Below are 18,207 nucleotides of genomic sequence, written 5' to 3'. Positions count from 1 at the left end.
TGGTTCTACGCTTGGCCGTGGCCAGCAACCGTGCGAAACAAAAAACCCGGCGCTTGGCCGGGTTAGGTGAGTAGCAGTGAAGGCTGTATGCGGTCAGCAATCTGCATCACACGCTGAGTTAGTGTTGGCTTTCGCCGCCTGTGGTCATTCAATCCTTTTCCGCATAGGCTGGCGAATCGCTGCTGGTTATCGAGTTCTGCTTTGGCTTCATACCATTCTGCCATCAGCGATCGGTTGGCCTTGTTCTGTGCCTCGATGCTTTCAAGCTGGTCGAGTACCCAGCGGCGGAAAGCCACACCCTTTGCAGTACGGGCGAACATGCCGAGCAGGTGGGCGCCGCGCAGGCTGAACAGGCGCTCTTCCAAAGGCGGCGATCCACGTCCCAAACTGGGGGTCCGTAAAATCGTGGTCATCGACGCGGAGAATTCCGCCTGGTGTCGATCGTAAACACGCCCCATTCGATCGGATCGCGCATAACCCAGCGCGCGAGCAATATCAGCAGACTTCAGCCACAGCCGTCCGTCGTGCTCAATCAGTTGCAGCGGTTGATTCTCGAATGAAAGCTCCATCAAATTGTCCATAGTTTCTCCAATGGGATGGACGTAAAAAAGCCCCGCAGAAAATAGCGAGGCCAAAAACAGAAACGCCCCGCATAAGCGAGGCGATTAGATGCAGTGTTGTACCTTCGGAATAGCCTAAACCCGCACCATCTCAGGCACCCGGTGACGTGGCAGCACGATGTAGTCATCCGGCCCGCGCTGTTCCGGTACTCGAAGCGTATGGCGTGCTGGCCTACGTCAGCCACACGTGCGGCTCGGCCTGATGCCATCAGTACATGCTGGCCTTCGTGCAGGTGGCAGGCGTCGAGTACCGGCTTGGCGTGTTCCATGTGCATGGATTACCCCTATAGCATTAATTGGCTTGTATTTATCGAAAAAGCCACGACATCTAATACATTTACAACTGAAAAGAGGTAAGTTTTATGAATATTACTTTCCCAGCTGGAAAGCATGGTTTCAACGGAACAAGAATGTGTGTCAGCTTTCAGGCCATTGTGGATGGATCCACGAAGTTGGTGTTTATCTCAACTGAAGCTCTTCAGGATGTTTATAAGCTTAGCCCGGAGGCGAAGCGGCAGCGGTAGATTGTTACGAAAACAATTCCCATCAGATTCAACAAGTAGCCGAAAAGCTGATCAGGGCCACCAATAATCAGGATGTATCTGAATTTTTGATCACAAGCAAGATTGCCAGAGTGGGGTGACCAAGTTGGTATTGCTGTCATAAACGACAAAGCCCCGCGTCGAAACGTGGGGCTTATGTCTGATTCTTTCAGGCATGACAATCCAGCCATTCGGCTGGAAGATCACTCGATGCTCTGAGGTAGGCAAACTGTCAAAGACAGTTTGAAGCATGATCTTGTCAATGTCAACGGGTTGCTTTCATTCTGTTCCAGACCATGCGCACGAGATTAGCCACGTGCCGGTCGTACTCGTCAATCTGAATGCCGAATGCCCGGCAGGTGGCCTTTGGGTTACTGCTCGCGTATCCGTGCTGTGATACCCGGATGCCACGGAAGTGCGCCAGCAAGATGGCCTGCTCTTTGCAATAGCACTGCTCGGCGATTCGGCCTTTCCCGGTACCGCTATACAGAAACACCTTGGCCAGTGTGAACGCGCCGCGCGTGATAGCTCGCTCCACAGCAAGCGCCAGCGCCATGTCGATCTGCTGGCCGTGCGGAGCATTACGCTGGCAGTCCTCGCATGGGTCGTCATGCTCGTAGCAGGCAGGGCAGCGATTGGAGCGGAATTTCCCCTCAAGCCCGGGTGAGCGATTGCGGCCCTCACGCTGACGCTGCCAGCGCCCCCAGTTTTCCAGTGCTTCCAGTGCTTCCAGAGGAATGTCCATCAGTCGCATGTATCTCACCAAACCCAAATCCGTCATTCAATTCCCCTTGTTGCTTCTACCTGCCAGATTTCAAAACTCTTCGATTGCCCAGCCGCCGCCAGCCTTCTTTGGCTGTACCTTCACGGCGATGAAGCGGAACGGGTACATGTCGGCGGCGATCTTGATCTTTGCCCGTGCGTCATCCATCCAGTGGCCTTTTACCTCGTGGGCCTCCATCTCACCGGTGGCAAGCATTACGGCGAAGTCGGGCATGTAGAACGTGTTGTCGGCCAACCGGAACTTCAGGCCCTCGAACTTGAACCAGGCTACCTCGCCAGCGTGCTGGCGTTGTTCAAGGTGCGCGGCGTAGGCGGCCTCGGTTTTGTTCATGACGCCAGTTTTGAGTCGGCCCAAGGCCAGTAAATTTTTCTGCATCACGCCGCTTCGTCCCATAACATTTCCGCCGCTTCTTTTGCCTTGGCGCTTGTCTCGTATCGCCCAGTGAATTCATCGCCACGCCACAGTTCGAAATACTCGGGATCGGCGCGGTTGTACCGGAAGATGCGCCACGGGCCGGATGCGATGCAGAGGGCGCTAACCTTTGTCCATGTCATGCGGCACCCTTTATGATCAGCAGTCCCTTTTCGCGCAGCCGTCGCCACGTCCTGTTCTGCGCACGCCGCATGTAGAAGTCCTTTTCGCCAGGCTGCCAGTCATGCTTCACACGGCCATCGATCACGTCATGGCAGGCAGAGCAGCCGTAGGCGCTGCTGAGGTCGTCAGCCTTGCGGCTCATGCCATGGCTTTCGTCAGGTAGATGACAGAGCACGGTCGTGTCTGTTTGTTGATTGCAGACGCCAACGATCTGGAAAGTGCAGTCCTCACCTCTAGCACTGGCGCGGATTGCAGCTGATTCGATGCGATCTGGCTTCTTGAAATCAGCTGTCGCCACATCTTGAAAAGACGGGCCGGAGTAGGGGCGTGGCACGGTCTTGGCGCTGCGGGTGGTTTTGCTGCTCATGCCGCCTCCCACAGATTCGGCTGGCGTTTCAGGTGCGGAGCGTTAGCCATGAAGACGGCTATCGAGAATCCACGAGGCGTAGCGCTGCGGATGTTCGCCCGGTCATCACCAGGGAGGGCAGGCGTGGATCCGGTTATCCGGTTCGCCCAGCGAGGCATCAGGGCAGGCGTCAGGCATAACGAACCCGCCACCGACCCATAGGCACGTCTGCTTGGTGTAGTTGTCGTCAGGCTCCAGCGAGGTGAAGTGCCATGGGTGGAAGGTGTGATCCGGCTTTCCGAAGATGCTGGAGAGCACAGAAACTGGGTTCTCGAATAACCAAGGCGCTCCGGAAAGCTCGCCAACCATGCGGCACTGCTCGGCCACCAGTGCTGCCTTGGCCTGGAAATGTGGATCAGCCTTTCGCTTGTCCTCGAACCAGCGGGCACCAGATACCGCTACGTCAGTGCATGGAGGGAAACCTGCGACAAAAACGACATGCCGACCGCGTACGATCTCACCCAGGCGCTGCGCTGCTTGCAGGATCGTCAGCGGGATACGCTCGACGGTTGCGCCGGATGTGGTACGTTCCACCATGTATCGGGTGTGCTGTGGGTCAACCAGCACAATGTCGTACCCAGCAGCGAGCCACGGCTCACCGGCAATCCCAGTGATGTCGCAGAGGAAGATAGCAACGCCGTTCATGCTGCCACCTCATATTCGCCTTCCACGGTTACGCTTACCGGATGGTCTGTTGCTTCTTGGCTTTCGGAACAATGCGCGGATCAGCACTGAACCGAACCCCGCGCTCGCTGCCGAATGCCTCGATCAGCGTAATCATGTCGTTCATCTGAGCAACGGTGAATTTGCTGGTGCGCTGGCCGACGATCACGAAACCGGTGCCGTCGATGTTCGGCACCACCTTGGATTTCACCAGTCCGGCCGATAGCAGGTCTTTGAACTCATCCGGGGACAGCTTGATGCCGTGCCAGTCGGTCTGTGCGGCCAGCTCATGCAGGCGTACCCACATCAGGGCGTTTGCCTCGGCACTGCGCTTGCTCATCTTTTTGATGACCACCTGCACGGCTTCTTGCTCGCCTTTGACCTCGGCATTGACGGCCTCCCATACGCGGAGCATGACGGGGCGCAGGCTGTTGGGATTCGGGATAGCGAATGTGTCGGTCATGCGTCAAACCCCCGTGTTTTCTTGCTGTATGGCTTGGCCGAGGCGACAGCATCCATTCGGTGAACCTCCCGCATGTCGGCGTTGCTCATGCGGCTGTACTGTCCTTGGAACACCAGAAAATCGGTGCCTGGCTCACCCATGCGCTGCTTTGCCGTAATGACCTCCACGTATCCGCGGTGTGGGCTGTCGTGGTCGTAATACTCGTCCCGGTATAGGAACTGGATGACGTCGGCCTCTTGCTCGATGTCGCCGGAGTCGCGCAGGTCGGACATCATCGGGCGCTTGTTGGGTCGGTCCTCAACCTTGCGGGATAGTTGGGCCAGCGCCATGACGGGCACTTGCAGGTCTTTCGCCATGTCTTTGAGTGCGGAAACCATCATCCGTACCTCGTTCGTGCGGTTTTCTGCCCGGGGCGCGGTCATCTTGCCGAGGTAGTCGATCACGATCATGGACAGACCGTGTTTGCGCTTCACGGCCTTGGCTTTGGCACGGATTTGCGCGGCGGTCTGGCCAGAGCGGAAGTCGCAATACAGGCGGGATTCCGTGGCCCGGCGAACGGCATTTGGCAGGCGGAAGTTAAAGTCCTCCGCGTCAAGATTGCCTTCTTGCAAGGCCGTCATGCTGATGCCGCCGAAGTTGGCCTGCTGGCGAAGGCCAAGTTGCAGCTTGGACATCTCCAGCGAAACGAACAGCACCGGGCCGGAGTGGTCGGCAACGTGGTTGGCGATGTTCAGGCCGTACACGGTCTTACCCATGCCGGGGCGGCTTAAGCAACGATGATCAGGTCACCCGGCTTCATGCCAAGCAGGCGCTTGTCCACGTCGATGAATCCAGTTGGCACGCCGCCAATCGAACCCTTGTTCTCGAAGCGTTCCGTGACAAATTGCAGGGCCTCTGCACACAGGTCGGAGCCGGTGGCCAGATCGTCCTCGCTACACTCCGGTTGGGCCTGCTCAATCGCCTTGATGCTGGATTCGATCAGCTCCTCGACGTCCTCGACTTCGGTCGCGGAAACCGTCAGCTGCTCGCCAAGGTTCACCAGGGCGGCGGCGCAGGGAGCGCTCGTTGACGATCTTCACGTAGCGCATGACGTTGGCTGCCGACGGGATGTTTTTTGCCAGATCGGCCATGTAGCCATATCCGCCAGCCGCCTCCAGCTCGCCGCGCGTTTCCAGCTGCTCGCCAACCGTCACCACATCCACCGGCATTTTGTTCAGGTGGACGGCCTCAATGGCGCCGAAAATCGTTCGGTGGCTCGGGTCGTAGAAGTCGGAAGAGGAGATCACGTCCAGTACGTCATCCAAGCGGCGAGGGTCGATCAGCATCGCGCCGATGACGGACTGCTCAGATTCATGGCTGTGCAGGGGGATCATTCGCCAGCCTCCTCGTGATACTTGCCCTCAACGATCTTGGCGAAGTTGGTCGGACGGATGATCCACTCAAGGTCAGCAACAAACACCTTGCGGCCATTGCCCGGTTCTGAGCGGCCGGTCAGGAAGTCGGATTGGTTGACGTAGGCAAAGAACCGGCGCCAGTAGGCAAGTCCAGTCTGCAAGTCGTGATACTTGCCAGCTGCCAGCTTCTCGTTCCAGCGGGCACGCATGAGGCTCTTGCGAGCATCGTTCCACTCACGGACTTGTCGGCAGGTAGGAAGCTCTTCGTGATACAGGTCGATCAGCTGTGCATGTGGGCAGGCGATTTTGTCGGTCTTCGGCTTGGCCGAGGACGAAGAACCGTTAGGTTCTTTAACTGTCTTTTGTAATTGTCTTTTGTGGGGGGCTAAATCGTACTGTTTATTCGGGACGATTTGTCCTGTTTGGGACGGTAAACGGGACGATTCGTCCTGTTTGAAATTCCATGATGAAACATCAAGATTTGGGGTGATGAACGTCCCAAATTTTGTGCGTCGACCCCGTGCAACCAATCCCATGTCAACCAGATCATTGACGCACTTGCGAACCGGGGATTCATCAATTCCAGTTAGCTCTGAAATCTGTGTGGTGGCAATGCAATCTTCGGTCTTGTTGAAGCCAAGCGTCTTGCGCAGGATGGCGCGGAATACACGCTCTTGGCGATGCGTCAGCGGGGAGCGAAGCAGTGCGTCCTCCACGTCATTCGGAATAGCGGTGAAACCGTCCTGCATGCGCTTCTTCCCTTCGACCGGGGCAATGGCTGCACGGCGCTCTGCCAGGCTGATGATCTTCTCTGCGGCGCTCATGATGCCAGCCCCCTGTCTTGCTCAAGCTGCGCGATAAACCACGCTGGGCGGCGGTCAATCTCGCGCTGCAAGGCTAGGCAGCACGCACGGGCACGAGTAATACGCCCACGGTTCCGGGCTGACTCCATGCGCTTGCATAGCCAATAAACACGGCGGCTGTGCTTGTCTATGTTGAATGATTCGGCCATACTTACCTCTGTATCTGAGAACCCCACCCGAGGCCCGGCCGGCCGTTGACGGTGGGGTTTTCTTTTGCAAAAACAGAACTAGGGCCTTTTCAGCCCTGCTCATCCCGCTTTTCTTTCCGATAAGCCGCGAGAACTCCATTGAGTCGGCGGTCCATCGTCTCAACCCAGTAGTCATTCAATGGTTTCCCATCCCTTGACCGGGCGATTTCCACTTGTGCGGCTATATCAGCCGGAACAAGCAGTCGTGTTTCAACATGGTCATCACTCATTTTTCTGCCAGAAGTAGGGACGTTTCAGGCCGCTACGGGACTGCCTGCCTTCGGGGTATCGCGTACGCTTGAACCCAGTTGGCCGTACAGCTTTTCGCGGATGGTTTTACGAAGATATGCCGCAATGTTCCCGCCGGTTTCCATGTCGGCAGCAACCTGAAGGTCTTCGTACTCCGCCTCCGTTAAGCGGCTTTTTGCTTCCATCACCAGAGGGTCACGCTTGCGCATGGGGAGCCTCCTTATCAGTTGGTTGGTTGGATTAGGCAGCGTCAGGCTGTCGGTATTTCTCATACAGATACTCAAGCTTCCGACCGACGTCGTAAGAGAGCCGCTTTCCTCGCGCTTTACGAGATAGCGCCCGAAGTAGAGAAACAGAGCAGTCGACCTCTTTAGCTATTTCTTCAAGCGAGAGTCCTGCTGCCTTGAGAGAGGAGATAACGTTGATCCAGTCCATGACACAGATTAAACACGATTGTGTATTTGAAGGCAAGGATATTGACACGCATGTGATAGAACTTGCAGATACGATTGTGTTCATGAAGACATACGGCGATAGAGTTAGGGAGCGGCGCGAGGAGCTAGGGCTTACTCAAGCTGGGCTTGCCAAGGCAATCGGGGCGAAACATGCCTCCACGATCGGTAACATCGAGAACAGATCCGGCGAGTCGCGTTTCACCTTGGAGCTATCTAAGGTGCTTGGGGTAAATCCTGAGTGGCTGAAAACTGGAGAAGGCCAGAAGGAGGTCATTGACCTCGGCTTGCCAGTCAACACGCCAATGCGGCCTGTTGTGTTGCTGGACGCGGAAGATGAAGCTGGCGATGCCGTAATTTCCGTTCCTCGCTACACGCTCAAGGCGTCAGCTGGCCATGGAACGCCCATCCTTGAGGTTGATACCAAGGGCGACCCTAACTATTGCCGAACGGCTCTGGGCGAAGCGTCACGGCTACAAGAAAGAAAGCCTGTTCAGTATTGTTGCGTCGGGCGATTCTATGGAGCCGACCATACCGAACGGGGCAAGCCTGATTGTTCACCGGCAACAGGAGATAGCGAATGGGAAGGTCCACGTTATCTGCCGGGGCAACGAATGCTACGTGAAACGGCTTTATAAGCAGATGGATGGTTCGGTGACAATTCACTCGGACAATGAAAAGCTCTACCGGGAAATCAACGCTAAGCCAGATGATCCGGATACGCTGCATGTCGTTGGGTTGGTGGTATCCGTTAGCTTCAATATCTAGGACGATAGCCGCCACACCAGAGTCCCGCGCAAGCGGGATTCTTTGCAACCGCATGAGGACATGCCAATGTCACATGTCAAAACGCTGAACATGCAAAGGGAACGAAATGTTTAAGAAACTACTGATTTCCGCCATTGCTGCACTGGCGCTTGTCGCCGCACCAGCCCAAGGCGAGGGTGCCGCATCACCACAAGCACCACGTCACCGGTACAACGAACATTGTCACGGATGGCGATACCTACACCAACGTCGATGGTCGGCAGATTCATCGCCCGGTGCACTTGGCCTCCAAACCGGTAAGCGCGTCGGCCAAGTGTGGTGATGGGTCGTATTCGTTCAGCGCCCATCGGCGGGGGACTTGCTCGCACCATGGTGGTGTGGCGGTGTGGTATTGAGGTATAGATTCATGTTTTCTTGGGTTGCAAGCACTAGTGCGTGATGTCAGGCTATGCAGGAATGGTTACGAGCAGAGAGTTCCCGAAGATGGAATGGCAACCCTAGTAGCATCGCCAACCTGTTGCCACTCTGTCACAAAGGCATGAAGTGGCCGCAACATCTAGAAGAAGGTGTTGATTTCTCAGCACCTTCAATGAGAACATCGCTCCCCAAGCACAGCATGTGCTGGTCATTGCGCAAATAGGTTACTTACTCTCAGTGGGACACTTGACTGTGCGAAAAAAACATGAAATCTGTGGATAACTCGGTTGTGAGCGCTCGCGGAACTGTCTAGAATTACCTTACAAAGTACAAATCAAGTACTTTAACCTGCCTAAATAGCAGGAAGATCTTTAAATAAAACGACCATGAACATGAGAAGCCTTTGCGACGCAAGGGCTATTTTTGTCATGGTCGTTTTATTTAAATTTTTACCCGCAGACAGGAGATGTCAATATGAAAAAATATAATGAAGGTGAAGGCCTCGGAGCAAAGGCTGTATAAATTGATTAACTTCAATACTGTAAAGACTTTCACAAGACCCAGCCGAGCGCTGGGTCTTTTGCTTATTTTTGTCTCATGTGCGTATTTTATTTTTGCTGCTTGGCACTTTTTACTTCCAAAGACATTTCCACTTACTTCATCAGAGTTTAATGCACAGTCATGGGTAACTCTAACTGCGGCATATGCGGCGGTCGCAGGTTGGATTACAAGCTCCATGGTTACTATTAGAAATTCAATTAAGCAACATACTATAAATACATTGCTACAGACTAGATTGTCAGCAAAGTATATGGAAAATGTTGAAATGCTTAATAAATGCTTCATGACTGCATCCGGTAAAACAAGAAAGATGTCACTGGAGCTAATTGCTAGCGAAGACACTAATGATAAAGAGAAAGTCGCAGCCGTACGCTATATACTTAATTATTTGGAATTTATTGCTATCGGAATTAAAAACGGTGACTTGGATGAGATGCTAATGAAGAGCAGCTTGAGAAGCATACTAATTGGCGTTTATGATATTTCTGAACCGTTCATAATCCAGCGAAGAAATATAACAAATCCACCAAATAATAGGATTTTTGCAGACTTTACATGGCTGTACGATAGATGGATCGATAAAGGGTTTGTTGAGATACCTAAAGATATGGTGATGCATGAACCATTTTATAATGGCGCGGATCATGGATATATTCCGGAGGGTAGATACAAAATTGCAGATTTACATGTGGGTGGTGATGAATGTTGCATCACGCTAAAGTCTGGGTTTTCTTATTTTAAAGTAAAACATGATGTTATTGCTAAGTATATGAAGTAAGACCCGCCGAGGCGGGTTTTTTATTGTCTGCACTTCATGCCTGCCCCACCATATCCTGATCTCCTGCATCATTGCCAACCCCGACTGAGGCTTAAGGTGCCTTTAATCTGGCGTAGATATAGTGACAAATGGGGACTCTACCCCCTAAGAGGATAAAACCATGATTTCAAGCGTAAGCAGCAGTATGTCTTATCAAAGCCAGCAGGCTGTCAGCAGAACGGCAGGTCAGGCGAATCGAGTAGCCACTGATAGCGATGGGGACAACGACAACAGCAAACGAGGCGAAGTTGAGCGTCAATCGCGCCCGATTTCGGCTACAGTCGGTAACCGCATCAACACCACTGCCTGATTCATCCCTATGGCTGATGAACCCGCTTCAGCGGGTTTTTTCTTGGTCTAAGCAAGCAAGTCTAGTCGTTAACTAGCAAAAAAATTGAAAAAAGTTGGAAATAGGCAGAGTTACCCCACTTTGTTAGCTGCATGCTCCTCATGTTATGGCCTGAAAATTGGGGGTACGCGCCCAATCCTAGTGGCGCGCTAATTTAAGAGGTAAGAGCATGAACGATATACTAACGTTGCTGTCTGGATTTTTCTTTGGCCTGATGTACGAAACACAAATTGTTTTATTGATTGCGCACATGCTGCGTTGATTGCACTAACCCGCCTCGGCGGGTTTTTTTGCATTATGACCATCATGACCTATGGCAAATGCATGAAAATGACTGATAGAATGGCTCGTAGTCATCCATCATTTCCGCTGCCCATCCAATTACCAATCATGGGTTCCATGGATGGTAGCGAATGAATTGCCCTGATAAGCTAACTGCCAACTGGACATCTCATGAAATTACTTCATATCGCAGCTATCACTCTTTCCGTGGCCTCTACGATAGCCGCTGCTGCTCCTCGCTGCATTGATCCCAGTGTCCCCACCAAGATTACTAAACTTGACCGTGATGGAACATTTAAAGAACTGAAGATAAAATTCAAGCAAGATGGCGATTTGTATGACGTCGATATAATTCCGCGCGCCCGTGGTGAAATCGGTTATTTCACAGCAAGAGATGGCGCAAACGTTGCTTACCAATTGCCAATAAAAGCACTTCCGGTAAGCTTGGATAACTTAGAGAGCATTCATGGTTCTCAAATTGAAGTGGCCCAGATTTCACTTGGAACGGACGGAAAAAAACAAGTAGCTGTTGTGCATTGCGATACCGAGCACTTTAAATCGGTAGTTGAAGTATTTTCCCTTCGTAATGGTAAATGGGTTCGTCTAATGTCAGATACCGGGCAAGACAAGGTCTTTTTCCGGTCCGGTGAAGTTTTTATTCCCATTGGAACGCAAGGCTACGGGGTCTTATACCGATACCGAAACGGCAAGTTAGTTAAACTGCAAGATTGAGACTATCCATAGATAGGCTTGCTCCGACAGCAGCTAGGCTGCACACCAACTACACTCCGGACGGGATCTAACCATTCGGGTAAAAACCGGTGCGGCAGGCTCGCACCATCCAGCCCGCGTTCGCGGGCTTTTTTGCGTCCATACAACACCAACCTACACGTAGCTGTATCTCCATGACACAAAAAACACATCCTGATAACACAAATGTGTTGACACCAAGAAACACGTTTGTGTATATTCACTCCATCAGCCCAGCACACCGGGCACCGATCTCAAACAACCCAGTAGAAGCACCCGCCCAGTCCGGGGCGTACCGTCAGGCAGACGGGCGCAAGACTGCACACCCAGCCCCAGAAGCCCCATGAGCGGTGGTCAATGCGCGTGGAACGTAAGCGCACCGATGGGAAGGCCCTTAACTCCAGATGACGAGCGGAGGGGCTGGGAGGCCTTGGCAACAGGGCCAGCATCAAAGCTTCGTGACAGGGGGTTTTGATGTTTAACGAGGAGGCCAACATGCTGCCAAGAAAAGAAGTAGCCGTTGTTTGGCGCGGCGGTGGGCGACGATGGTTTAGCTTTGAGTCTGCGTGCAAAGCAGAGATCAAATCGAAGCTTCGCGGGAAGTGCGAGTGCAGCCACCCTGAGTACGAAAACGGTTTCATGATTTATCCGGGTGACGTCTGCAAGTACCACCAAGACGATTACTACAAAAAACTGATGCGCAGAATGATGCGGCTCTACGAAAAAGCCGCGAAGCTGGATGCGCCAACTGAGCACCAAGGCGAGCGGCGGACTTAACTGCCGATGAGACCGCGCTGGCGTCTTTAAAGACCAGCATAACCCAACGCCGACTCGCCACGGCACCGACCTGTAAGGGCCGGGAAATAGTGACAGCCGCTGCACGGAATGGCGGGATGCAGCACCAACACACATGCACGCTCCGTTTTTCTTCCTTGTATTTGTCTGTATTTCAGTGTGGGAGCGTGCAGCTGTGTTGGTTTGCGATGACCAGCGTACCGCACCGCTGGCCGCCATCAGGCGGATAGACTTCAACGACCCGCTCTCGGTCGTCATGTGCGGAGGAGAGAAAACAGTACCGGAAGCCCTTCCGGGAGCTCCACCACTGATTAACGCAATAGAGTTATGAGGTTCTATCCAGAACGGGTCTCCTGCTTGCAAGCCGGAAAGGAAAGACTCCATCCATGTCATCTTTTTTACATGATCTTCAATTGGCCTTCCCTGTTGTAAGCAGGTAGCCAGCCAAGCAGGATGGCAGAGCGCATTAGGGATAATTGAATCAATAGGCAAGACATCCTTTAATGCTAAATCCAATTGCTCAGTGCTCATCTCTACCGATTGTTTTTTCAGTAACAAATATCGATCGCGCTGGATTTTGGCCTCCATCGCTTTTGAAGCTGGTTGGTAAACAAACTGCAATGCAGCACAGATCGCCACAACAAAACCAATAAACTTGATTGAAAAAATATCACCAGCTGCCGCACTCCCCAGTAAAAACTGGAAAAACGTCAGGAATCGATCAGCTCTTCCCATAAGGATTAGCTGCATTTCCTCAATGATGATTGAGTAATCAAGCTGGAATTCAACTTCGTGACGATCCATTTACTACCTCACTTTTTTGCCGGTGGCGGCGGTGGTGGCGGCATTCTCGGCGCATGATCCTTCGCAAATCCCGAAGAGTTAGGAGGGGGCGGAGGAGGGGTACGCGGAACGTGCCCGCGTGTGTTATCGGAAAATTTTTGCATAAAGGCATCTCCGTGGTTGATGACATGTGGAAATTGAGTTTACCACGGCCTCCGCGCTGGCGAGGTTAAAGGCCAGCCCCCATCCTCAAGCACATTTCGTGAGCAAGCGACCAGTGGGACGCCACAGTCCAGTAGCCGGAGTGCGCTTGATGATGGGTAACCATCGACTCTCCTTTGTAACGAGCGTTGACTTGGGGCGGCTTTCGGGTCGCCCATCTTTTTGAGGGGAAACCGTTGAGGCGACTGGTCACTATCCATCTCCTCGGTCTACGTAAACCCGGACGGCCAGAAGCCTCACCGGCTTTCCCTTGTGATTGAACCTAGCCCCGCCATGTGCGGGGTTCTTTTTTGGGGAATACACCATGACTCTTACCGAAATCATCGGCTGGGTGACGGATGAAATGGCCAGCCAACTCCGCGAGCAAGGGCTGCGCTTGCGCTTTCGCTACTTCGGCCGCAACGGCCTTCCTGTGCATGAGGTGCGGCGGTGAACGCCCCGTGCGCAGTGATGAATGACCTTTTTAGGCACCTGCAGGAGCTGGATCGTGACGCCGACAAGAAGGCCGAATTCGAGAGGCTGAAACGCTCATACATGAGCGATGGAATCGACTATGGGGATGTGATTGGTAGGACACAGGAAATCGGCCCCATGCTCGAAGACTTTCTCGCACTTGTCAGCGCTGGACCTGATTGCCTAGCCAAGAAGGCATTGGACGCGATTGTTGAAGTGGCGGCAGAAGACTACGCGAAGTGCATGATGCAAAGGAAGGCGGCATGAGCTGGAAAGACTTAGTTGTATTAATTGCTGTTTTTGCCGGGATTTTGTTTGGGGTTTCGTCCTGCCAAAACTCAGAGTGGTACAAGCGCGATCAGAGAGAACAGGCAGAAAGTGAGCGCCGAGAGAAAACGCCTCACGTAATCCGCGAGGCTGATGGGTGCAAGGTTTATACCTTCAAATCTGGAGATCGTTACCACTATTTCACTCGCTGCAATAACAGCAAGACAAGCACTGAGAGTAGCTGGGAAGAATGCCGACAGGCTGGAAAGACACGAACTTGCGAGACAAAGACAGAAACCATTGATTGAGGCCCGCAAATGATTCCTGCCGAAATGACCCTCAGCAATGCCGTGGCGCAGACGCGTGATAAGCACCACCGGATGCTTGTTTTCCGGGCTGCCGAAAGCGCCCGGACGACGGAAAGACGCCGTCGAGCGCGAGCGCGAAAGATCAACCATCGAAGACATCCTGTTCGAGTGTCTGAAACAGAAACCAAGACTGGCCGCCTAGTGCGGCCTTTTTCATGGAGTGAATCATGAACCTTTTTGAACTGAACAGAGCCTTTGCTGAGATGGAAGCCAGCCTGTCGGCCAGTCTTGCTGCTGATGTAGCAGAAGGGAAGCTGACAGAGGAGCAAGCAAAGCAAATCTATCTGGACACACTGGAAGGCGAGTCTGGGGACATTGAAACCAAGCTGCTCAACTACGCCAAGGTGATCAAGAACAAAGAGGCCGAGGCGGCAGCTTTGGACGAGCGCATCAAGTCACTGCAAGCCCGCAAGAAGGCGCTAGAAGGAGGCAAAGACAATCTGGCGTCACTGGCCGTCAAGGTGATGCTGGAGCGCGCCATCACGCCAAAGGATAGCGAAATCGCCATGGGGCTACGCAAGAGCGAGGCCGTCATCATCGACGACGAAAGCCTTATCCCGAACACGGCAAAAGAGTACGTCCCAGCCAGCTGGGCCGTGCGCAAAGCTGACGTCAAGAAGCTGCTGAAAGACGGCCAGCAAATACCGGTGCGCACATCGAGGTGCGCCATAACTTGGCGCTGAGATGACCATGATAATTGCCATGAACCGTAAACAATGGGCCGATGCATGGCGCTGGGCGCGGTCAAGGAAAGACCCGCTTAGGCCATGCGAGACAATGTCACAGCTACTCGCCAGCAATATGCTGTGCCGAAGAGATCAACCAACACCTGCCCGCGTGCAGGTGTTGCCGTTTTAGGGGATCAACATGTCAAACATGGACCTTTGGAACAAAGTAAGCAAGACAGACCCAAGACACACAAAAGATGTAAGTCTTGGCCGTAAATTCACCGCCATCGATGCGCACTACCAAGTGATGCGGGCAACGGAAACATTCGGGCCTGTGGGGCAGGGATGGGGATACACAGTAGAGCATTCAACTGTCACAGCAGGAAGCATCGTTCTTGCTGCTGCTGATGTGATTGTATGGCATGGCGATCGCAGTAACTGTTTTGGTCCCGGCGCGGCCTTGCCGAAATTCTTAACGCCAAAGGAAAGCTTGATGACGATGCGGCTAAGAAGGCGACAACTGACGCGCTGACAAAGGGGCTTTCTCACATTGGGTTTAGTGCTGATGTGTTCATGGGGCTATTCGATGACAACAAGTACGTAACCTCTTTGAAGAAAGAGTTTGCTGAAAAAGAGGAAAAAGATAACGCGGCCATGCAGGCCGAAGAAGTCGATATGGCGATCGAGGCAATGCAAGGATGTGCTGACCTTGCAAGCCTGCAAGGGATTTTTGGCGGAGCTTGGAAGCGTTGTGGGGAAAGCGAAAAGCAACGATTACAAACGGCTTACGAAAACTTAAAAGCCTGTTTTTTGCAGGCAATACCGGATGACGAAAAGGAAGCAGCCTGATGGCATCAGTCAACAAAGTGATCCTCGTCGGCAACCTTGGCCGCGATCCTGAAACGCGTTACATGCTTAGGCGACGCCATTGCCACACTGTCCGTGGCCACCACCGACACGTACAACAACAAGCAAACCGGCCAGCGTGAAGAGCTGACCGAATGGCACCGTGTCGTGTTCTTTGGCAAAACAGCCGAAGTTGCAGCCCAATACCTGAAAAAAGGCTCGCAAGTGTACGTGGAAGGTTCGATCCGTACGCGCAAATGGCAGGACAAAGAAACCGGCCAGGACCGTTACAGCACGGAGATTCGCGGCGACCGTATGCAAATGTTGGGTGGGCGTGATGGGGCAGGTGAGCAGCACAGCGCCCCGGCTGCGCCGCCTCGACGTCAGCCAGATCCAGCGCCGAAGAAGATGGACGATCTTGATGACGACATCCCGTTCTCCCCAATCGGCCTGCAATCGCGCTTCAGCGTGCTGGTGATGTGATCACCCGTTATTGAAGTATGACAAGCCCGCCACCCGCGGGCTTTTTCTTTGCCCCGCCGCCAGTCCTGAGCGCCTTCACCCCGATCAACTCGCTTGGGTGCCGTCCTCTGATAAAGCCGGTAGAGGGCGCTCAACACTGGCGGCGGAAGGAGAGGGCATGGAACACGGAACCATAGAGCATTTGGCCGCTGCCAAGCGTGATGCCCGGCGCATTCCGATGGACACCGCTTTCACCGTGAACGGGGAGGGCGACTGGAAGTTATATGCCGGGCAAACCGTAGTCCGCCGGCCGTAATGGTGGCTATCACGAGCGGGATGGTGTCTCGATGGTTCTGGTCGATGCCGTCATACACACAACAATCGTGGCCGAGGCATCAGACCTCGCGCCGCTGGGCGTGCTGGAGCAGCCCAGCCTTATTTGAGGAAACGCCATGGACCAAATAACCATTATCAGACTGCAAGCTGCTGAGATCATCCTCAGGCAACAATCGCAGATCAAACAGCTCAACGAAAACATCATGGACCTTGGCCGCCAGAACATCGCACTGGCCGCCGAGGCCGAGCGTACCGAAATCGCAGAGCGCCAGCTTGCTGCGGCAGACGCACGCATCCGCGAACTGGAAGTTGCGCTGGCTGCAAGCCGCTTGCCTGCTGAGAGCCGCGAAAACGTCATCCAGATGGTACGGGAGGTGGCGTGAACACACTCCCACGCTGCCCGCACTGCGGAAAGCCGATAGAGGATCGCGTCATCCACGAAGTCGTACAGCAGGACCGTGACCCGATCACCGGGCGTCATAGGGTGCGGCATCACTTTGACGAGTTCTGCTCAGACCAGTGCGGTCAGCGATACCAGGATAAGGAATAACGAGGCCCGAGCGGCCTCATTTTTTTTGGAGTTCGATATGGACAAGATGCGCGAGGAGTTTGAGGAGTGGTGGAATAGCGAAGGCCAGAAAATTACCACTGGCACCAAGGGAGATGCCTTAATTGCATGGCAATCATCCCGCGCCAAGCCTGCCGGTGAGGCGGTGGCGCTGCCGTTCGCAATCATTCCCGATGAAATGAAGGCTCTTCGCCGCTTCCACGAATGCGTAACGGATGGTGAAGGCTACGACGTGCCGAAGGACATGATGAAGCGCCCGGCTGAAATCGGTCTGGTGCGGCGCGTCACCGCCAATATCTACGAGCACACGAATTTCGGCCTGTCCGTGCTGAATGGCGATTTCGACGCCCCGACCGCGCAGGTTCCGGATGGGTGGCGCGATATCAGCACTGCGCCGAAAGATGGACGAACCGTTCTTCTTGGCTACTTCAACAGTCACGGGAACTGGCGCCCTATGCGCGGCCAGTGGTTCACAAAGGAATACATCGACGACAACTGGGAAGATGGCGATCTGTTCGCAGCTTGGTGGTATGAAACATCTGTCGAATCTAATCAATGTTGGCTGACTAAGCCGACATACTGGATGCCGCTACCCGCCGCCCCTCAGCCGAAAGGGGGTGAGATGTGAATAAGCGTGTCCTTGACCCATGCTGCGGCAGTCGAATGTTCTGGTTTGATCGAAAGAATCCTGATGTTGTTTTTGGTGACCGCCGTAGTGAATCCATTACCGTTACCGATCATTCACATGGAAATCCTACTGGACAGCGCACACTCCACATTGAGCCTGATGTGATGATGGACTTCCGTGATATGCCTTACCCAGACAAGTCATTCAAGCTTGTTTCATTTGACCCACCGCATCTTGTACGCGCCGGGCCAAAAAGCTGGCTTGCTGCGAAGTATGGGAAGCTAGGGAAAGACTGGCGCGAGGATATCCGCCGAGGTTTTGAGGAGTGCTTCCGTGTTCTGGACGATGATGGCGTACTTGTTTTTAAGTGGAATGAAACACAGGTAAAGATTAGCGAACTGTTGACTCTTACCCCTGTTCAGCCACTGTTTGGACATCCGACTGGGCGCAAGGGCCTTACGCATTGGTACGTCTTTATGAAGCCGAAAGGGGGTGAGCATGACTAAGCGAAAGCCAACAGGGTTTATTGCAATATGCCAGTGCGGCAGAATCATCGGTGCATTGGATGTACGTCGAACAAATAACAAGGACATAGGGAAGATATTAGGGAAATGGCTTTTTGATGGATGCACTATCTATCCGCAGTTTG

29 protein-coding genes and 1 pseudogene are annotated in these 18,207 nt (G+C 53.5%); 17 read left to right on the top strand and 13 right to left on the bottom strand.

Translation table 11 applies throughout. The features are described from left to right. Positions 1 to 62: 62 nt before the first annotated feature. The 12 genes from GKE73_RS19490 to GKE73_RS19435 form a co-directional block, all read right to left on the bottom strand. The gene (locus GKE73_RS19490) at positions 63 to 581 is read right to left on the bottom strand and encodes a BRO family protein (RefSeq protein ID WP_230371201.1); all 519 of its coding nucleotides are present in this window, start codon (positions 579 to 581) and stop codon (positions 63 to 65) included. 846 nt (positions 582 to 1,427) lie between these two features. Next, the gene (locus GKE73_RS19485; protein WP_230371200.1) at positions 1,428 to 1,916 is read right to left on the bottom strand and encodes a hypothetical protein; all 489 of its coding nucleotides are present in this window, start codon (positions 1,914 to 1,916) and stop codon (positions 1,428 to 1,430) included. A 60-nt stretch (positions 1,917 to 1,976) separates the two neighbouring features. Further along, positions 1,977 to 2,321 carry a DUF1064 domain-containing protein gene (locus tag GKE73_RS19480; RefSeq protein WP_230371199.1) on the bottom strand — a complete coding sequence of 115 codons (345 nt, stop codon included), beginning with the start codon at positions 2,319 to 2,321 and terminating at the stop codon, positions 1,977 to 1,979. Then, positions 2,321 to 2,500: a hypothetical protein gene (locus tag GKE73_RS19475; RefSeq protein WP_230371198.1), complete on the bottom strand. Its 180-nt coding sequence runs from the start codon at positions 2,498 to 2,500 to the stop codon at positions 2,321 to 2,323. Before GKE73_RS19475 ends, GKE73_RS19480 begins: the two co-directional genes overlap by 1 nt. After that, entirely contained in the window at positions 2,497 to 2,907 is a 411-nt protein-coding gene (locus GKE73_RS19470; protein WP_230371197.1) for a nuclease domain-containing protein, read from the bottom strand. Before GKE73_RS19470 ends, GKE73_RS19475 begins: the two co-directional genes overlap by 4 nt. A gap of 105 nt (positions 2,908 to 3,012) precedes the next feature. Further along, complete coding sequence (locus GKE73_RS19465) at positions 3,013 to 3,591, bottom strand: hypothetical protein (RefSeq protein WP_230371196.1); 579 nt, start codon at positions 3,589 to 3,591, stop codon at positions 3,013 to 3,015. 34 nt (positions 3,592 to 3,625) lie between these two features. Beyond that, positions 3,626 to 4,072, bottom strand: a complete 447-nt coding sequence (locus GKE73_RS19460; RefSeq protein WP_230371195.1) for a recombination protein NinB — start codon at positions 4,070 to 4,072, stop codon at positions 3,626 to 3,628. Further along, a complete protein-coding gene (locus GKE73_RS19455) occupies positions 4,069 to 4,827 on the bottom strand; it encodes a replicative DNA helicase (protein ID WP_230371194.1) in 759 nt (252 codons plus the stop codon). Before GKE73_RS19455 ends, GKE73_RS19460 begins: the two co-directional genes overlap by 4 nt. A gap of 11 nt (positions 4,828 to 4,838) precedes the next feature. Further along, positions 4,839 to 5,111, bottom strand: a complete 273-nt coding sequence (locus tag GKE73_RS19450; protein ID WP_230371193.1) for a hypothetical protein — start codon at positions 5,109 to 5,111, stop codon at positions 4,839 to 4,841. After that, positions 5,026 to 5,445: a DnaB-like helicase N-terminal domain-containing protein gene (locus GKE73_RS19445; RefSeq protein WP_230371192.1), complete on the bottom strand. Its 420-nt coding sequence runs from the start codon at positions 5,443 to 5,445 to the stop codon at positions 5,026 to 5,028. Before GKE73_RS19445 ends, GKE73_RS19450 begins: the two co-directional genes overlap by 86 nt. Continuing rightward, positions 5,442 to 6,290 carry a replication protein gene (locus GKE73_RS19440; protein ID WP_230371191.1) on the bottom strand — a complete coding sequence of 283 codons (849 nt, stop codon included), beginning with the start codon at positions 6,288 to 6,290 and terminating at the stop codon, positions 5,442 to 5,444. The genes GKE73_RS19445 and GKE73_RS19440 overlap by 4 nt, the downstream gene beginning before the upstream one ends. Before the next feature lie 481 nt (positions 6,291 to 6,771). Beyond that, positions 6,772 to 6,975: a hypothetical protein gene (locus tag GKE73_RS19435; protein ID WP_230371190.1), complete on the bottom strand. Its 204-nt coding sequence runs from the start codon at positions 6,973 to 6,975 to the stop codon at positions 6,772 to 6,774. Between the two features lie 212 nt (positions 6,976 to 7,187). On the opposite strand from GKE73_RS19435, the gene GKE73_RS19430 reads away from it, so the two are divergent. The 5 genes from GKE73_RS19430 (at position 7,188) to GKE73_RS19410 (ending at position 11,144) form a co-directional block, all read left to right on the top strand. Next, positions 7,188 to 7,856 (top strand): helix-turn-helix domain-containing protein, encoded by a 669-nt coding sequence (locus GKE73_RS19430; protein ID WP_230371189.1) that lies wholly within the window; start codon positions 7,188 to 7,190, stop codon positions 7,854 to 7,856. Further along, the gene (locus GKE73_RS19425; protein ID WP_230371188.1) at positions 7,738 to 7,986 is read left to right on the top strand and encodes a S24 family peptidase; all 249 of its coding nucleotides are present in this window, start codon (positions 7,738 to 7,740) and stop codon (positions 7,984 to 7,986) included. The genes GKE73_RS19430 and GKE73_RS19425 overlap by 119 nt, the downstream gene beginning before the upstream one ends. A gap of 149 nt (positions 7,987 to 8,135) precedes the next feature. Continuing rightward, the gene (locus GKE73_RS19420) at positions 8,136 to 8,381 is read left to right on the top strand and encodes a DUF3761 domain-containing protein (RefSeq protein WP_230371187.1); all 246 of its coding nucleotides are present in this window, start codon (positions 8,136 to 8,138) and stop codon (positions 8,379 to 8,381) included. A 509-nt stretch (positions 8,382 to 8,890) separates the two neighbouring features. Beyond that, entirely contained in the window at positions 8,891 to 9,742 is an 852-nt protein-coding gene (locus GKE73_RS19415) for a DUF4760 domain-containing protein (protein ID WP_230371186.1), read from the top strand. Positions 9,743 to 10,583: 841 nt separating this feature from the next. Next, positions 10,584 to 11,144: a hypothetical protein gene (locus tag GKE73_RS19410; RefSeq protein WP_230371185.1), complete on the top strand. Its 561-nt coding sequence runs from the start codon at positions 10,584 to 10,586 to the stop codon at positions 11,142 to 11,144. Between the two features lie 372 nt (positions 11,145 to 11,516). Here the strand turns inward: GKE73_RS19410 and GKE73_RS19405 are convergent, their stop codons facing one another. Next, positions 11,517 to 12,761: a hypothetical protein gene (locus GKE73_RS19405; protein ID WP_230371184.1), complete on the bottom strand. Its 1,245-nt coding sequence runs from the start codon at positions 12,759 to 12,761 to the stop codon at positions 11,517 to 11,519. 505 nt (positions 12,762 to 13,266) lie between these two features. On the opposite strand from GKE73_RS19405, the gene GKE73_RS24295 reads away from it, so the two are divergent. The 12 genes and pseudogenes from GKE73_RS24295 to GKE73_RS19355 all read left to right on the top strand — a co-directional run bounded on the left by GKE73_RS24295 (position 13,267) and on the right by GKE73_RS19355 (position 18,064). Beyond that, the gene (locus GKE73_RS24295; RefSeq protein WP_280955036.1) at positions 13,267 to 13,395 is read left to right on the top strand and encodes a hypothetical protein; all 129 of its coding nucleotides are present in this window, start codon (positions 13,267 to 13,269) and stop codon (positions 13,393 to 13,395) included. Next, a complete protein-coding gene (locus tag GKE73_RS19400) occupies positions 13,392 to 13,682 on the top strand; it encodes a hypothetical protein (RefSeq protein WP_230371183.1) in 291 nt (96 codons plus the stop codon). Before GKE73_RS24295 ends, GKE73_RS19400 begins: the two co-directional genes overlap by 4 nt. Further along, entirely contained in the window at positions 13,679 to 13,990 is a 312-nt protein-coding gene (locus tag GKE73_RS27065) for a DUF4884 domain-containing protein (RefSeq protein WP_512698909.1), read from the top strand. The genes GKE73_RS19400 and GKE73_RS27065 overlap by 4 nt, the downstream gene beginning before the upstream one ends. Positions 13,991 to 14,045: 55 nt before the next feature. Then, entirely contained in the window at positions 14,046 to 14,192 is a 147-nt protein-coding gene (locus tag GKE73_RS27060) for a hypothetical protein (protein ID WP_512698908.1), read from the top strand. Positions 14,193 to 14,217: 25 nt separating this feature from the next. Next, the gene (locus GKE73_RS19390) at positions 14,218 to 14,733 is read left to right on the top strand and encodes a siphovirus Gp157 family protein (protein WP_230371181.1); all 516 of its coding nucleotides are present in this window, start codon (positions 14,218 to 14,220) and stop codon (positions 14,731 to 14,733) included. A gap of 184 nt (positions 14,734 to 14,917) precedes the next feature. Next, entirely contained in the window at positions 14,918 to 15,250 is a 333-nt protein-coding gene (locus tag GKE73_RS19385; RefSeq protein WP_230371180.1) for a hypothetical protein, read from the top strand. Positions 15,251 to 15,291: 41 nt separating this feature from the next. Beyond that, positions 15,292 to 15,567, top strand: a complete 276-nt coding sequence (locus tag GKE73_RS19380; RefSeq protein WP_230371179.1) for a hypothetical protein — start codon at positions 15,292 to 15,294, stop codon at positions 15,565 to 15,567. After that, positions 15,567 to 16,047 (top strand): annotated as a pseudogene (gene ssb, locus GKE73_RS19375) (single-stranded DNA-binding protein). The gene GKE73_RS19380 and the pseudogene ssb overlap by 1 nt, the downstream one beginning before the upstream one ends. A 157-nt stretch (positions 16,048 to 16,204) precedes the next feature. Then, positions 16,205 to 16,342: a hypothetical protein gene (locus GKE73_RS19370; RefSeq protein ID WP_230371178.1), complete on the top strand. Its 138-nt coding sequence runs from the start codon at positions 16,205 to 16,207 to the stop codon at positions 16,340 to 16,342. Positions 16,343 to 16,478: 136 nt separating this feature from the next. After that, the gene (locus GKE73_RS19365) at positions 16,479 to 16,745 is read left to right on the top strand and encodes a hypothetical protein (protein WP_230371177.1); all 267 of its coding nucleotides are present in this window, start codon (positions 16,479 to 16,481) and stop codon (positions 16,743 to 16,745) included. Positions 16,746 to 16,949: 204 nt separating this feature from the next. After that, positions 16,950 to 17,558, top strand: coding sequence for a DUF551 domain-containing protein (locus GKE73_RS19360; RefSeq protein ID WP_230371176.1), 609 nt, complete (start codon positions 16,950 to 16,952; stop codon positions 17,556 to 17,558). Next, entirely contained in the window at positions 17,555 to 18,064 is a 510-nt protein-coding gene (locus GKE73_RS19355) for a class I SAM-dependent methyltransferase (protein ID WP_230371175.1), read from the top strand. The genes GKE73_RS19360 and GKE73_RS19355 overlap by 4 nt, the downstream gene beginning before the upstream one ends. The last annotated feature ends 143 nt before the right edge of the window (positions 18,065 to 18,207 follow it).

Origin of the sequence: Paludibacterium denitrificans (assembly GCF_009707705.1) — a bacterium.
Classification (GTDB): Bacteria; Pseudomonadota; Gammaproteobacteria; order Burkholderiales; family Chromobacteriaceae; genus Paludibacterium_A; species Paludibacterium_A denitrificans.
This window is presented reverse-complemented; position numbering and strand designations above follow the sequence as displayed.